Source organism: Cellulomonas sp. NS3 (assembly GCF_024757985.1).
GTDB lineage: Bacteria > Actinomycetota > Actinomycetes > Actinomycetales > Cellulomonadaceae > Cellulomonas_A.
Genome location: NZ_CP103289.1, coordinates 2,489,808 through 2,502,933, shown reverse-complemented (window position 1 = coordinate 2,502,933; position 13,126 = coordinate 2,489,808). Strand labels below are relative to the sequence as shown.

The window sequence follows — 13,126 nt, the reverse complement described above, 5'->3', positions numbered from 1 at the left end:
CGACATGGCTTCGTCGCGACAAGATGTCGGCGTGGACGATGCACAAGCGGTGATCCTCGGCGCCCAGATCGCTGGCGTCGTTGCGGTGGCGGTCGCTCTAGTGGGCATCGCCGGCCAGGGGATCTTGGAGTGGCGGCGCCGCGGGCACGAGGTGCGGTTGGCCGTCGAGCAACGCAAGCACGAACTCGCCATCGCTCGCGCCGACCAGGAGCACGCCAGAGCGGAGAAGCGCTACGAGGACCTGAAGACTGCGTACCTCCGCTTCGCTGCGGAGATGCGACGCGTCGTGCTGCGCGCGGAGGCGATTGAGCTGGAGCAGCACCTTCGCGGCGACGAGAACCCGCCGGAACCGGACCCATGGGACACCGAGGTCGAGGCGGAGCTGGCACTGGCTGACCTTCGGCTTCTCGTCGATGACGAGCTATACAGCGCGGGGCGAGACTGGCTGGACCAGTACGACGGGCAGCCTTCTACGGGGCGACGCGTGCCAGCGTCCGGCGAAAGCTCGACGAGGCGATCGACCGCCGGCGCGACGAGGTGCCGATCACCGACTCGCGAATGACCGTCGGAGCGTGGGCGCAGGTGTGGCTCGACACGACGTTGGCCGCGAGCTCGCGCAAGGCCACGACCAAGGAGCTCTACGGGTACCTGGTCGCGCAGCACATCGTGCCTCCACCGTTGGGCACTCGACGCCTCGACCGCCTCCGGCCCACGGACGTCGAGGCGTTCATCCTGGAACTGCGGGGGAGGACCAAGCCCGGTCGCAACGAAAAGGGGGAGCCGATCCAGGTTCACGCTCTCGCCGACTCGACAGCGCAACGGATCTTCTCGGTGCTTCGGCTGGTCATGGACGGCGCGGTCCGTGACGGTCACGTACGACGCAACCCCGTCGCAGTCATCAAGGCGCCGTCGGCTCCGTCGCGCGAGGCACGGTTCCTGTCGCCGGACGAGGTGGTGCGCCTGCTCGAGGCGGCAAGGGGCTCACGCTACCTTCCGGTGCTGACGCTCATCGCTGCTACCGGCGTGCGCAAGGGCGAGGCACTCGCGCTGACGTGGGCCGATGTCGATCTCGACCGCCGGCTGATGCGAATCCGCGGAACCCTGTCGCGCGTCTCGGGTGAGCTGGTCGTCACCAGTCCCAAGACGTCGCACTCACGCCGAGTCCTGCCGTTGACCTCCGGCATGATCGCGCTCCTCACCGCGCACCGCGCTGCCCAGGACCTCGAGCGAGTGAACGCCCACAACCTCTGGCGCGAACGCGGATTCGTCTTCGCCACGGAGACCGGGGCACCGCTCGACCCGCGCAACGTCCTGCGGGCGCTGACAACAGCGGCGCGCAAGGCCGGCCTCGCAGATGTGACCGTGCACACACTCAGGCACTCGGCGGCCACCGCGATGCTGGAGTCTGGAGTCCACCCCAAGGCGGTCTCCGAGCTCCTCGGACACTCCGACATCCGTATCACTGCCGATGTCTACGGTCACGTGAGCACCGCGATCGCTGAAGCAGCATGGAGTCGCTGTCGAGGTCGGTCGTGCACTGAGCACCCGGCACCGAGTGATGCATGGCTATGCATCGTCCTGCATCGGCGGTCTGCCGACGCGATTCGCGCTCATCGCGGGTTGAAGCCGCACACTGCCGGACGTTGCTACACCGGGCCCCTCAGACGCCGAAGAGGCCGTCTCGGATGTCTCCGAAACGGCCTCTCACCTGCGGTGATGCTGGTGGGCGATACTGGGATCGAACCAGTGACCTCTTCCGTGTCAGGGAAGCGCGCTACCGCTGCGCCAATCGCCCAAGGCTGTGCTGCGAGGTGGAGATGGGATTCGAACCCACGTATACGGCTTTGCAGGCCGCTGCCTCGCCTCTCGGCCACTCCACCCTGAGACCCGCAGTCCTCAGCGACCCTTGCGGGCCGATCAGGAGTGTCTGCCTCCGAGCGGACGACGGGATTCGAACCCGCGACCCTCACCTTGGCAAGGTGATGCTCTACCACTGAGCCACGTCCGCGCGACACTTCGTCCGGCTCTCACCGGCGTTCCGTGTGCGTGCTGAACATTAGCCGACGTTTTCGGGAAGAGTCCAACCGGCTCCCCGTCCGCGCGTCTGCGAAGGGCTCGGTAGCGTGTCGACCGTGCAGGTCAGAGGCCCGATCGGACCACCCGACGTCACCCCCCGAGGGGACGGCGAGGCGTGGTTCTCGGGCGTGCACGCGCGCGGGGCGGTCGAGTGCGTGGACGTCGTTGCCGAGCCCGAGCGGCTGAGCGAGCCCGGCTTCTGGGTCGTGGTGGGGGAGTTCGAGGGACGCGTCCGGGCCTGGCGGTTCGCGGACGTGGACCGCCACGGCAGCGACGGCGCGGGTCCCACGGGCCCGCCGGCTGCGGCTGCGGCGGCGTGGGGCGGCCCGGCGGCTTCCGACTGGACGTCCTCCCTGGACCAGAGCGGCTACGAGTCCGCGGTGCGCGCCGTGCAGGACGAGATCCGGGCGGGGGAGGTGTACCAGGCGAACCTCTGCCGGGTCCTGCAGGCGCCGCTGGGGGCACCGGGGGAGGCCGAGCCGGACGCGCGGGCGCTCGCGGCGGTGCTCGCGCAGGGGAACCCGGCGCCGTTCGCCGGCGGCGTCCACGTGCCCGGCGGGTCCGGAGTCGACCCGGTGTGGGTGGTGTCGGCGTCGCCCGAGCTGTTCCTGCGTGTCGAGGACGGCGTCGTGACGTCGAGCCCGATCAAGGGCACCGCGACGGTGGCGGAGGGGCTGTCCGTCAAGGACGAGGCCGAGAACGTCATGATCACCGACCTCGTGCGCAACGACCTGCAGCGTGTGAGCGTGCCGGGCACGGTCGAGGTCACGGCGCTCCTCGCGCTCGAGCGCCACCCCGGCCTGGTGCACCTCGTCTCGACCGTCCAGGGGCGCCTCGCGCCGGACGTGCGCGACTCGCCCCTGCTGTGGGCGGAGCTCCTGGGCGCGACGTTCCCCCCGGGGTCGGTGTCGGGCGCGCCCAAGAGCTCGGCGCTGCGGATCATCCGCCGCCTCGAGCCCGTCCCGCGTGGGCCGTACTGCGGTGCGGTCGGTTGGGTCGACGTGGCGGACGACGGGTCGGTGCGCGCCGAGCTCGCGGTCGGGATCCGGACCTTCTGGTGGGAGCGGGCGTCGAGCGGCGCTTCGCCGCGGGGTGCTGTGGCGGAGCGGGACGTGCCGGACGGGCCGGGGGCGCCGGGTTCGCCGGGGGAGCACGGCGTGCTGCGGTTCGGCACGGGCGCCGGGATCACGTGGGGGAGCGACGCGGGCGCGGAGTGGCGGGAGACCGAGCTCAAGGCCGCCCGTCTCGTCGCGCTCGCCTCCCGCGGTGGGCCCCCGGTGGGAGACTGGTCGCCATGAGCACCCTCCTGTGGTCACGAGGCCGCCTGCACCGCCCCGACGAGCCGCTCGCGACGGGGGTCGACCACGGCCTGACCGTGGGCGACGGCGTCTTCGAGACGTGCGCGGTGTACGACGGGCAGGCGTTCGCGCTGACGCGGCACCTGCGCCGGCTCGCGCGGTCCGCCCACGGCCTCGGCCTCGAGACCCCGGACGAGGACGAGATCCGTGCGGGCGTCAAGGCGGTGCTCGAGGCCGCGACCCCCGACGTCGGCCGGCTGCGCATCACGCTCACGGCCGGTCCGGGTCCGCTGGGGTCCCACCGCAACGAGCCGGGCGAGTCGCGGCAGACCGTGATCGTGCTCGCGGGCCCGGCCCCGCAGATGACCGTCTCGCGCGTCGTGCGCGTCCCGTGGGTGCGCAACGAGCGCTCGGCCGTCGCCGGCCTCAAGACGATCTCGTACGCCGAGAACGTCGTCGCGCTCGCTCGCGCGCACCACCACGGCGCCGACGAGGCGATCCTCGCGAACACGGTCGGCGAGCTGTGCGAGGGCACGGGCTCGAACGTGCTCGTCGAGCGCGGCGGTGAGCTCGTGACCCCGCCGCTGTCGAGCGGCTGCCTCGCAGGCATCACGCGCGAGCTCCTGCTCGAGTGGTCGGCCGAGGCCGGTCTGCCGGTGCGCGAGGGGCTGCCGGGCGAGCTGCCCTACGAGGTCCTCGAGGAGGTCCTGGCCGGCGACGCGCACCTCGCGCTGAGCGGGTCCATCCGCAACGTCGTCCCGGTCGTCTCGCTGGACGAGGTCGACGTCGCACCCGGCGAGCTCTCCCGCGCGGCGCAGGAGCTCTTCCAGGCCCGCCTCGCGGACGCCCTCGACCCCTGAGCGGTGGTCCGGGCCCGCCTCGCGGACGACGTCACCCCCTGAGCGGTCCGGGCGCGCGCGAGCCCGGCCCTGGCGCCCGCGGGGTCGCCGGGCTCGCGCACGCGGTCCTCGGACCCCCGGACGACGCAGGAGGCCGGTCCCCGAGGGGACCGGCCTCCTGCGTGTGCGTGCTGCGGTGCGGCTCAGGCGGTGAGCAGGGCCGCGATGAGAGCCGAGATCTCGGTCTCCATGCGGTCGCTCTCGGAGCCGATCGGGACGAGGTCCTCGGTCGTCGCCAGGAACCGCTCGAGCGGCTCGGCGGGCGCCGCGAGGAGCGCGCTGCCCTCGACGCCACTGAGCGAGATGAGGAGGAAGTCCGGGTCCTCGTCACGCCAGACCTGGACGTCGCCGTTGCCGGCCGGGGCGTCCGAGGCGGCCAGCAGGCCGTGGACGAGGAGCTCGCGTCCGAGCAGCCAGGTCGACATCGTGTGCTGGCCCGTGAAGACGGTGCGCACGGTGTACGGGTCCGAGACGCGGAAGGAGAACTCGGCGTTGACCGGGATGACGCTGGCGTCAGAGCTGATCAGCTGCATGGTGACAGCCTCGACGACGTCGTACGACGGTTGCGTCATCGGCGTCCTCCTGATTCGCGCGGTGGTGGGGTCTCCATCATGGCAGCCGGAACGCCTTCCTGGCGGGAAATCGGCGCGGAGTTCACCCGGTAGGCCCCGTCATACGCCTGACGTCCCCCGTCACAGCGCCTCCCGTCCACCCGCACGTGGCAGCCGGTCGACCGATCGGGGTCGCCGGCCCGGCGAGCCCGGCGGGGTCGCCGGCCCGGCGAGCCACGTCCGACCACCGCCCTCACGACGCCGTCCGAGCCCGACCAGGAGCCCGGTTCGGAATATCGCCGCGCGTTGGGTAGCATCCTACTTCGACGTCACCGACGGTGCGCGGTCCGGGCCAGACCTGGTTCCGGTCCGACCGCCCCCGAGGACGACGGGCGATTGGCTCAGTGGTAGAGCGCCTCGTTCACACCGAGGAGGTCACTGGTTCGAACCCAGTATCGCCCACCAGCACAGCCCCGGTCCGCCTCGCGCGCCGGGGCTGTCGTGCGTCCGGGGCGCACGCGGCGTCGGTAGCATCGACGTGCGCCCGCACCGCCTGAGTGCGGGCCCGACGCAAGGAGATCCCTCTCGTGCCCGACCTCATGACCCTCACCGTCGACGGCGTCGCGACCACGGTGGAGCCAGGGACGACGGGCACGGACCTGTACGGCTCGCGCCGCGAGGTCGTCGTCGTCCGCGTCGACGGCGAGCTGCGCGACCTGCACCTGCCGCTGAGCGAGGGCGCGGTCGTGGAGGCCGTGACGATCGACTCGCCCGACGGTCTCGCGGTGCTGCGGCACTCGGCGGCGCACGTGCTCGCGCAGGCGGTCCAGGAGGTCAACCCGAAGGCGAAGCTCGGCATCGGCCCGCCGATCACCGACGGCTTCTACTACGACTTCGACGTCGAGACCCCGTTCACCCCCGAGGACCTCAAGGCCCTCGAGAAGGTCATGGGCCGCATCGTCAAGGAGGGCCAGACCTTCCGGCGCTGGGACGTCACCGAGGACGAGGCGCGCACCGAGCTCGCCGACGAGCCGTACAAGCTCGAGCTCATCGGCCTCAAGGGCACCCCGGGCGGCGAGGACGACGGCGCGTCGGTCGAGGTGGGCCTGGGCGGGCTGTCGATCTACCAGAACGTGCGCGGCGCCGGCCGCGAGTCCGAGCAGGTCGTCTGGCAGGACCTGTGCCGCGGCCCGCACCTGCCGAGCACCCGCCTCATCGCCAACGGCTTCCAGCTCACCCGCTCGGCGGCGGCGTACTGGCGCGGCTCGGAGAAGAACCCGCAGCTGCAGCGCGTGTACGGGACGGCGTGGCCGACCAAGGACGAGCTCAAGGCGTACCTCGAGCGGCTCGCGGAGGCCGAGCGGCGCGACCACCGCCGGCTCGGCGCGGAGCTCGACCTGTTCTCCTTCCCCGACGAGCTCGGCTCGGGCCTGCCGGTGTTCCACCCCAAGGGCGGCATCATCCGCATGGAGATGGAGGACTACTCGCGCCGCCGGCACGTCGCGGCGGGGTACTCGTTCGTCAACACCCCGCACATCACCAAGGGCCACCTGTACGAGATCTCCGGCCACCTCGACTGGTACCGGGACGGCATGTTCCCCCCGATGCACGTCGACGCGGAGCTGAACGACGACGGCACGGTCCGCAAGCCCGGCCAGGACTACTACCTCAAGCCGATGAACTGCCCGATGCACAACCTGGTCTTCGCCTCGCGCGGGCGCTCGTACCGGGAGCTGCCGCTGCGGCTGTTCGAGTTCGGCTCGGTGTACCGCTACGAGAAGTCGGGCGTGATCCACGGGCTGACCCGCGTGCGCGGCATGACGCAGGACGACGCGCACATCTACTGCACCCGCGACCAGATGCGCGACGAGCTCACGAGCACCCTGCAGTTCGTGCTCGACCTCCTCAAGGACTACGGGCTCGACGACTTCTACCTCGAGCTGTCGACGCGCAACCCCGAGAAGTCGGTCGGCTCGGACGAGATCTGGGACGAGGCGACCCGCACCCTCGAGGAGGTCGCGACCGCGTCGGGCCTCGAGCTCGTCCCCGACCCGGGCGGCGCCGCGTTCTACGGCCCGAAGATCTCGGTGCAGGCGCGCGACGCGATCGGGCGCACCTGGCAGATGTCGACGATCCAGCTCGACTTCAACCTGCCCGAGCGCTTCGAGCTCGAGTACACGGCGAGCGACGGCTCCCGCCAGCGGCCCGTCATGATCCACCGCGCGCTGTTCGGCTCGATCGAGCGGTTCTTCGGCGTCCTGACCGAGCACTACGCGGGCGCGTTCCCGGCGTGGCTGGCTCCCGTGCAGGTCGTCGCGGTGCCGGTCGCCGAGCCGTTCAACGACTACCTCGCGGACGTCGTCGCGCAGCTGCGGGCGCAGGGGATCCGGGCCGAGCTCGACACGAGCGACGACCGCTTCGGCAAGAAGATCCGCTCGGCGAGCACGCAGAAGATCCCGTTCGTGCTCATCGCGGGCGGCGACGACGTCGACGCGGGTGCGGTGTCGTTCCGGTACCGCGACGGCCGCCAGGACAACGCGGTGCCCGTCGCCGAGGCGGTCGAGCGGATCGTCTCGGCGGTGCGGGACCGGGTGCAGGTCTGACGGACGTGGCCACCGAGCAGGGCGACGAGGTCGAGGTCGAGCGCGCGGGCGACCACGCGGGCGTGCCCGACCGCCTCGAGCGCCTGTGGACGCCGCACCGCATGGCGTACATCGGCGGCCAGGACAAGCCGACGGACTCCGAGGCCGGCCCCGGCTGCCCGTTCTGCCGCATCCCGGGGCTCGGGGACGAGGAGGGCCTCGTCGTCGCGCGCGGCGAGGTCGCCTTCGTCGTGCTCAACCTCTACCCGTACAACTCCGGCCACCTGCTCGTGTGCCCGTACCGGCACGTCGCGGACTACACCGACCTCACGACCGAGGAGGTCGCCGAGGTCGCGGCGCTGACCCGCACCGCGATGCGCGTCCTGCGCGACGTGTCCGCGCCGCACGGGTTCAACCTCGGCATGAACCAGGGCGACGTCGCGGGTGCGGGCATCGCCGCGCACCTGCACCAGCACGTCGTCCCGCGCTGGGGCGGCGACTCGAACTTCCTGCCGATCGTCGGGCGCACGCGCGCCCTGCCCGAGCTCCTCGGCGACACCCGCGACCGGCTCGCTGCGGCGTGGCCGGCCGCCCAGAAGGGATGACTGACCCGTGCTGAACCGGTTGCGCAGCGGGATGACGCGCGCCCTGACCCCGCTCGCGGCGGCCCTGCTGCGCCTCGGGGTCTCGCCCGACGCGGTGACCGTGACGGGCACGCTCGCAGTCGTCGTCGCGGCGCTGTGGCTGTTCCCCACGGGCCACCTCCTCGCCGGGGCCCTCGTCGTGTCGTTCTTCGCGCTCACGGACTCCCTCGACGGGGTCATGGCGCGCCAGGCCGGGCGCTCGAGCAGCTGGGGGGCGTTCCTCGACTCGACGCTCGACCGCTTCGGGGACGCCGCGATCTTCGGCGGTCTCGTGCTGTGGTTCTACGGCGGCGGCGACCACGAGGTCACCGCGGTGCTCGCGCTCGTGTGCCTCGTGCTCGGCTCGGTCGTCCCGTACGCCCGGGCGCGCGCCGAGGGGCTCGGCATGACCGCGGCCGTCGGCATCGCCGAGCGCGCGGACCGGCTCTTCGCGGTGCTCGCCGCGGCGGCGCTCGTCGGGGTCGGCGCCCCGCGGGTCGTGCTCACGGTCGTCCTCGCGCTGCTCGCGGTCGCCTCCGCGGTGACCGTCGTGCAGCGCATGGCGACGGTCCGCCGTCAGTCGCTCGGGGCGTCGTCGTGAGGCGCCCCGACCCCGCGCGGCTGGTCGTGCTCGGCTGGCGCGTCGCGGGCAGGGTGCCGGGGCCCGTGCTGCGGGGGGGGTGCACGCTCGCCGCGGACCTCGCCTGGCTGCGCCGCACGGGCGGCGTGCGCCGGCTCGAAGCCAACCTGGCGCGCGTCCGACCGGGCGCGACGCCGCGCGAGCTGCGCCGCCTGAGCCGCGCCGGCATGCGCTCCTACATGCGGTACTACGGCGAGGCGTTCGCGCTGAACACCCTCCCGCCGGACCGGCTCGCCGCACGCGTGCGCGCGACCGGGCTCGACTGGGTGCAGCCGCGGCTCGACGCCGGAGAGGCGATCGTCCTCGCACTGACGCACATGGGGAACTGGGACGTCGCGGGCGCGTGGGCGACCGTGCACCTCGCACCCGTGACGACCGTCGCCGAGCGGCTGCGTCCCGAGGAGCTGTTCCAGCAGTTCCTCGAGTTCCGCGAGGGCCTCGGGATGACGATCATCCCGCTGTCGGGCGGCGAGGGCGGGGACGTCTTCCGCCGGCTCGTCGCCGCCGTGCGCACCGGGCCGCGCCTGGTCCCGCTGCTCGCCGACCGCGACCTCACGGCGCGCGGGGTCGAGGTCGACCTGTTCGGGCACCGGGCCCGCGTCGCGGCCGGACCCGCGGCGCTCGCCGTGTCCGCGGGGGCCACGCTCGCGCCGACGACCATCCACTACGAGCGGCTGACCGGCGAGCGCCGCCGTGCTGCGGGGTCGCCGTGGGGGATCGTCATCCAGTTCCTGCCGCCCGTGACGCTCCCCGAGGGCGTCGCGCGCCCCGACCGCGTGCGCGTGCTGACGCAGTCCTGGGTCGACGAGGTCGCCGCGGTCATCGCCGCGCACCCCGAGGACTGGCACATGCTGCAGAAGGTGTTCGTCGAGGACCTCGACGCGGCCCGCTACGCCGCGACGGTCGCGGCGCCCGCCCCGGTGGAGGCGCCGTGACCGCGGACATGAGCGGCGCACACCGGCCGCTGCGCGTCGGGATCGTCTGCCCGTACTCGTTCGACGTGCCCGGCGGCGTGCAGTTCCACGTCCGCGACCTCGCCGAGGCGCTCATCGAGCGCGGCCACACCGTCTCGGTGCTCGCGCCCGCCGACGACGACACCCCGATCCCGCCCTACATGACCTCGGCGGGCCGGGCGGTGCCCGTGCGCTACAACGGCGCCGTCGCGCGCATGACGTTCGGACCGGTGACCGCCGCCCGGGTGCGCCGCTGGCTCGCAGCGGGGGAGTTCGACGTCCTGCACCTGCACGAGCCCGTGACGCCGAGCCTCGGGATGCTCGCCCTGTGGATCGCCGACGGCCCGATCGTCGCGACGTTCCACACCGCGCTGCTGCGCTCGCGCCCGCTCCAGATGGCCTACCCGCTGGTCCGGCAGTCCCTCGAGAAGATCTCGGCGCGCGTCGCCGTCTCCGAGGACGCCCGCCGCACGCTCGTCGAGCACATGGGCGGCGACGCCGTCGTGATCCCCAACGGCGTCTACGTCGACGCGTTCACCGGCGCGGCCACCGACCCCCGGTGGACCGGCACCCCCGACGCGCCGACGATCGCCTTCCTCGGCCGGCTCGACGAGCCCCGCAAGGGCCTGCACGTCTTGCTCGGCGCCGTCCCCGAGGTCCTGCGCACCCACCCCGGCGCGCGGTTCCTCGTCGCCGGCCGCGGGGACACCGGGCCCGACGAGGTCCGGGAGCTGCTCGGCGACGACGCGCGCGCGGTCGAGTTCCTCGGCGGCATCACCGACGAGGAGAAGGCGAGCCTGCTCGCGTCCGTCGACGTGTACTGCGCGCCCCAGATCGGCGGCGAGAGCTTCGGGATCGTGCTCGTCGAGGCCATGAGCGCCGGGACCCCCGTCGTCGCGAGCGACCTCGGCGCGTTCCGCCGGGTGCTCGAGGAGGGCGACGCGGGCGTGCTGTTCCGGACCGGTGACTCCGCCGACCTCGCGCGCACGCTCGTCCGGGTGCTCGGCGACGACCGGCTGCGCGCCGCGCTCGTCGAGCGCGCGTCGGCCGCCGTGCGGCGCTACGACTGGTCCTCGGTGACGCACGAGGTCCTCACGGTCTACGAGATGGTCGTCGAGGCCGCCGACGCGCCCGTCCGGGAGGACCCGTCGTCGTGGCGTGGCGCCCGGCTGCGCGACCTGCGCCGCGTGCGAGGAGACGCCCGATGACCTGGTCCGAGACCGCGGTGCTCGTCGCCGCCGTCCTGCTGCTCGTCGGGTGGCGCGTGTGGGTCGCCGCGACCCGCCTCGACCGCCTGCACCGCAAGGTCGCCGCGTCGCGTGCCGTCGTCGAGGCGCAGCTCGTCCGCCGCGCCTCCGCCGCCGTCGGCCTGTCCTCGTCGGGCCTGATGGACCCCGTGAGCTCGCTGCTCGTCGGCGAGGCCGCGTGGGCCGCGCTCGCCGTCGGCGGTCCGGAGGTCGACGGGCTGCGCGCCCTGCCCGCGGACGTGCGGGCGCTCGCGGACGTCCCCGACGTGCTCACGCGTGCACCCGTGCAGGACCGCGGCCTCGTCGAGAGCGAGCTGTCGCAGACCCTGCGTGCCGCGCTCGACGACCCCGACGAGGTGGCCGCGATGCGCGAGGAGCCCGACGGCGCCGAGCTGGTCGAGGCGCTCGCCGCGTCCTGGTACCGCGCGCAGCTCGCCCGGCGGTTCCACAACGAGGCCGTCGCGCAGGCCCAGCGCGTGCGCCGGTCGTGGGCCGCGCGCACGCTGCGTCTCGCGGGACGTGCCCCGATGCCCCGCACGCTCGAGCTCGACGACGCGTGGCCCGCCGCGCTGGGCCGGCCGGGCGAGCCGGCGCCGGCGACCGCCCTGCGGGACCGCCCGTCGGACGCATGAGGGCGACGGTCTAGACTGGGACCACGGAGCGCGCGGGAGTCTGCGCCCTCTGCTCACCCCCTCCACCGCGACCTGTGAGGCACAGCGTGACCAGCGAGAGCACCCCCAGCACCCCGTCGCACACCCCGGCCGCGGGCGCGGTCGGCACGGCCCGCGTCAAGCGCGGCATGGCCGAGATGCTCAAGGGCGGCGTGATCATGGACGTCGTCACCGCGGAGCAGGCCAAGATCGCCGAGGACGCCGGTGCGGTCGCCGTCATGGCGCTCGAGCGGGTCCCGGCCGACATCCGCGCCCAGGGCGGGGTCGCGCGCATGAGCGACCCCGACCTGATCGACGCGATCATCAGCACCGTCTCGATCCCCGTGATGGCGAAGGCGCGCATCGGCCACTTCGTCGAGGCGCAGGTGCTGCAGAGCCTCGGTGTCGACTACGTCGACGAGTCCGAGGTCCTGACGCCCGCCGACTACGCGCACCACATCGACAAGTGGGCCTTCACCGTCCCGTTCGTCTGCGGTGCGACCAACCTCGGCGAGGCCCTGCGCCGCATCACCGAGGGTGCGGCGATGATCCGCTCCAAGGGCGAGGCCGGCACGGGCGACGTCTCGAACGCCACGACGCACATGCGCACGCTGCGCGACGAGATCCGCCGCCTCACGTCGCTGCCCGAGGACGAGCTCTACGTGGCCGCCAAGGAGCTCCAGGCGCCGTACGAGCTCGTCAAGGAGGTCGCCTCCGCCGGCAAGCTCCCGGTCGTTCTCTTCACCGCGGGCGGCATCGCGACCCCGTCCGACGCCGCGATGATGATGCAGCTCGGCGCCGAGGGCGTGTTCGTCGGGTCCGGCATCTTCAAGTCGGGCAACCCGGCCGAGCGGGCGAACGCGATCGTCAAGGCGACCACGTTCTACGACGACCCGGACGTCATCGCGAAGGTCTCCCGCGGTCTCGGCGAGGCCATGGTCGGCATCAACGTCGACGACGTCCCCGTCGGGCACCGCCTGGCCGAGCGCGGCTGGTGACCGGCGCCGTCCCGGGCACCCCGCCACCCCGGCCTCGCGGCCTGGGGGAGGAGTGGGTGCTCGGGACGGACGGTCTGCGGTTCCGGCGCGCCGCGCGCGTGATCCTGCTCGACGACGCGGACCGCGTGCTGCTGCTGCGCGGGCACGACCTCGACCAGCCCGAGCGCAGCTGGTGGTTCACCGTCGGCGGGGGCATCGACGCCGGGGAGGACGCCCGGACGGCCGCGGTCCGCGAGGTGCGCGAGGAGACGGGGATCGTGCTCGACGCGTCGAGCCTCGTCGGGCCCGTCCTCACGCGGTCTGCGATCTTCGACTTCTACGCCGAGCACTGCCGCCAGGACGAGGAGATCTTCCTCGCGCGCGTCGACGCCCACGACGTCACGGACCCCGCGTCGGCGACGCGGGACGGCTGGACCGAGGTCGAGCTCGACGTGCTCGACGAGCTGCGCTGGTGGGACCTCGACGATCTGGACCGGGTCGAGCTCGAGGTGTTCCCCGAGGGGCTCGCGGACCTCGTGCGCCCGCTCCTGCGCGGCTGGGACGGCACGACCCGCCACCTCGGGCTCGCGCGGGAGGAGTGACCCGGCGGGGTCCACGCCGCGGTCGGTG

Annotated in this window: 12 protein-coding genes, 4 tRNA genes and 1 pseudogene; 13 read left to right on the top strand and 4 right to left on the bottom strand. The window is 73.2% G+C overall.

The window, feature by feature from the left end; translation table 11 throughout:
* Positions 1–31 precede the first annotated feature (31 nt).
* Positions 32–562: a hypothetical protein gene (locus tag NXY84_RS11430; RefSeq protein ID WP_258723225.1), complete on the top strand. Its 531-nt coding sequence runs from the start codon at positions 32–34 to the stop codon at positions 560–562.
* Positions 559–1,476 (top strand): annotated as a pseudogene (locus NXY84_RS21850) (tyrosine-type recombinase/integrase); the annotation flags it as partial. The gene NXY84_RS11430 and the pseudogene NXY84_RS21850, both read left to right, overlap by 4 nt.
* A gap of 244 nt (positions 1,477–1,720) precedes the next feature.
* On the opposite strand, the gene NXY84_RS11425 reads toward NXY84_RS21850, so the two are convergent.
* From NXY84_RS11425 to NXY84_RS11415, 3 genes are all read right to left on the bottom strand, one after another.
* Positions 1,721–1,795: transfer RNA gene (locus NXY84_RS11425), tRNA-Val, on the bottom strand.
* Positions 1,796–1,809: 14 nt separating this feature from the next.
* A tRNA-Cys gene (locus tag NXY84_RS11420) sits at positions 1,810–1,880 on the bottom strand.
* A gap of 56 nt (positions 1,881–1,936) precedes the next feature.
* Positions 1,937–2,008 (bottom strand) — tRNA-Gly (locus NXY84_RS11415).
* A gap of 124 nt (positions 2,009–2,132) precedes the next feature.
* Between NXY84_RS11415 and NXY84_RS11410 the strand changes: the two genes are divergently transcribed.
* Together NXY84_RS11410 and NXY84_RS11405 are read left to right on the top strand one after the other, a co-directional pair.
* Positions 2,133–3,374, top strand: a complete 1,242-nt coding sequence (locus tag NXY84_RS11410) for a chorismate-binding protein (protein WP_258723224.1) — start codon at positions 2,133–2,135, stop codon at positions 3,372–3,374.
* Positions 3,371–4,234, top strand: a complete 864-nt coding sequence (locus NXY84_RS11405) for an aminotransferase class IV (protein ID WP_258723223.1) — start codon at positions 3,371–3,373, stop codon at positions 4,232–4,234. Before NXY84_RS11410 ends, NXY84_RS11405 begins: the two co-directional genes overlap by 4 nt.
* 182 nt (positions 4,235–4,416) lie before the next feature.
* On the opposite strand, the gene NXY84_RS11400 is transcribed toward NXY84_RS11405, so the two are convergent.
* On the bottom strand, positions 4,417–4,845 hold the full coding sequence (locus tag NXY84_RS11400) for an SsgA family sporulation/cell division regulator (protein WP_141372596.1): 429 nt from the start codon (positions 4,843–4,845) through the stop codon (positions 4,417–4,419).
* A gap of 369 nt (positions 4,846–5,214) precedes the next feature.
* Between NXY84_RS11400 and NXY84_RS11395 the strand changes: the two genes are divergently transcribed.
* The 9 genes from NXY84_RS11395 to NXY84_RS11355 all read left to right on the top strand — a co-directional run bounded on the left by NXY84_RS11395 (position 5,215) and on the right by NXY84_RS11355 (position 13,098).
* Positions 5,215–5,289 (top strand) — tRNA-Val (locus NXY84_RS11395).
* Positions 5,290–5,423: 134 nt separating this feature from the next.
* Positions 5,424–7,427 carry a threonine--tRNA ligase gene (thrS, locus tag NXY84_RS11390; protein WP_258727191.1) on the top strand — a complete coding sequence of 668 codons (2,004 nt, stop codon included), beginning with the start codon at positions 5,424–5,426 and terminating at the stop codon, positions 7,425–7,427.
* A gap of 5 nt (positions 7,428–7,432) precedes the next feature.
* Complete coding sequence (locus NXY84_RS11385) at positions 7,433–8,011, top strand: HIT family protein (protein WP_258723222.1); 579 nt, start codon at positions 7,433–7,435, stop codon at positions 8,009–8,011.
* Between the two features lie 7 nt (positions 8,012–8,018).
* Entirely contained in the window at positions 8,019–8,630 is a 612-nt protein-coding gene (pgsA, locus tag NXY84_RS11380; RefSeq protein WP_258723221.1) for a phosphatidylinositol phosphate synthase, read from the top strand.
* Positions 8,627–9,604 (top strand): phosphatidylinositol mannoside acyltransferase, encoded by a 978-nt coding sequence (locus NXY84_RS11375; RefSeq protein ID WP_258723220.1) that lies wholly within the window; start codon positions 8,627–8,629, stop codon positions 9,602–9,604. Before pgsA ends, NXY84_RS11375 begins: the two co-directional genes overlap by 4 nt.
* A 29-nt stretch (positions 9,605–9,633) precedes the next feature.
* Positions 9,634–10,830, top strand: coding sequence for a glycosyltransferase family 4 protein (locus tag NXY84_RS11370; protein ID WP_258727190.1), 1,197 nt, complete (start codon positions 9,634–9,636; stop codon positions 10,828–10,830).
* On the top strand, positions 10,827–11,501 hold the full coding sequence (locus NXY84_RS11365; protein WP_258723218.1) for a hypothetical protein: 675 nt from the start codon (positions 10,827–10,829) through the stop codon (positions 11,499–11,501). The genes NXY84_RS11370 and NXY84_RS11365 overlap by 4 nt, the downstream gene beginning before the upstream one ends.
* An 86-nt stretch (positions 11,502–11,587) precedes the next feature.
* Positions 11,588–12,517 carry a pyridoxal 5'-phosphate synthase lyase subunit PdxS gene (gene pdxS, locus NXY84_RS11360; RefSeq protein ID WP_258723217.1) on the top strand — a complete coding sequence of 310 codons (930 nt, stop codon included), beginning with the start codon at positions 11,588–11,590 and terminating at the stop codon, positions 12,515–12,517.
* Between the two features lie 56 nt (positions 12,518–12,573).
* Positions 12,574–13,098: an NUDIX hydrolase gene (locus NXY84_RS11355; protein ID WP_396126198.1), complete on the top strand. Its 525-nt coding sequence runs from the start codon at positions 12,574–12,576 to the stop codon at positions 13,096–13,098.
* The last annotated feature ends 28 nt before the right edge of the window (positions 13,099–13,126 follow it).

Bases quoted from the DNA above. Each gene is read 5' to 3' on its own strand.
- NXY84_RS11400 (WP_141372596.1), bottom strand. From the start codon at position 4,845: ATGACGCAACCGTCGTACGACGTCGTCGAGGCTGTCACCATGCAGCTG.
- NXY84_RS11405 (WP_258723223.1), top strand. From the start codon at position 3,371: ATGAGCACCCTCCTGTGGTCACGAGGCCGCCTGCACCGCCCCGACGAG.
- thrS (WP_258727191.1), top strand. From the start codon at position 5,424: ATGACCCTCACCGTCGACGGCGTCGCGACCACGGTGGAGCCAGGGACG.
- NXY84_RS11365 (WP_258723218.1), top strand. From the start codon at position 10,827: ATGACCTGGTCCGAGACCGCGGTGCTCGTCGCCGCCGTCCTGCTGCTC.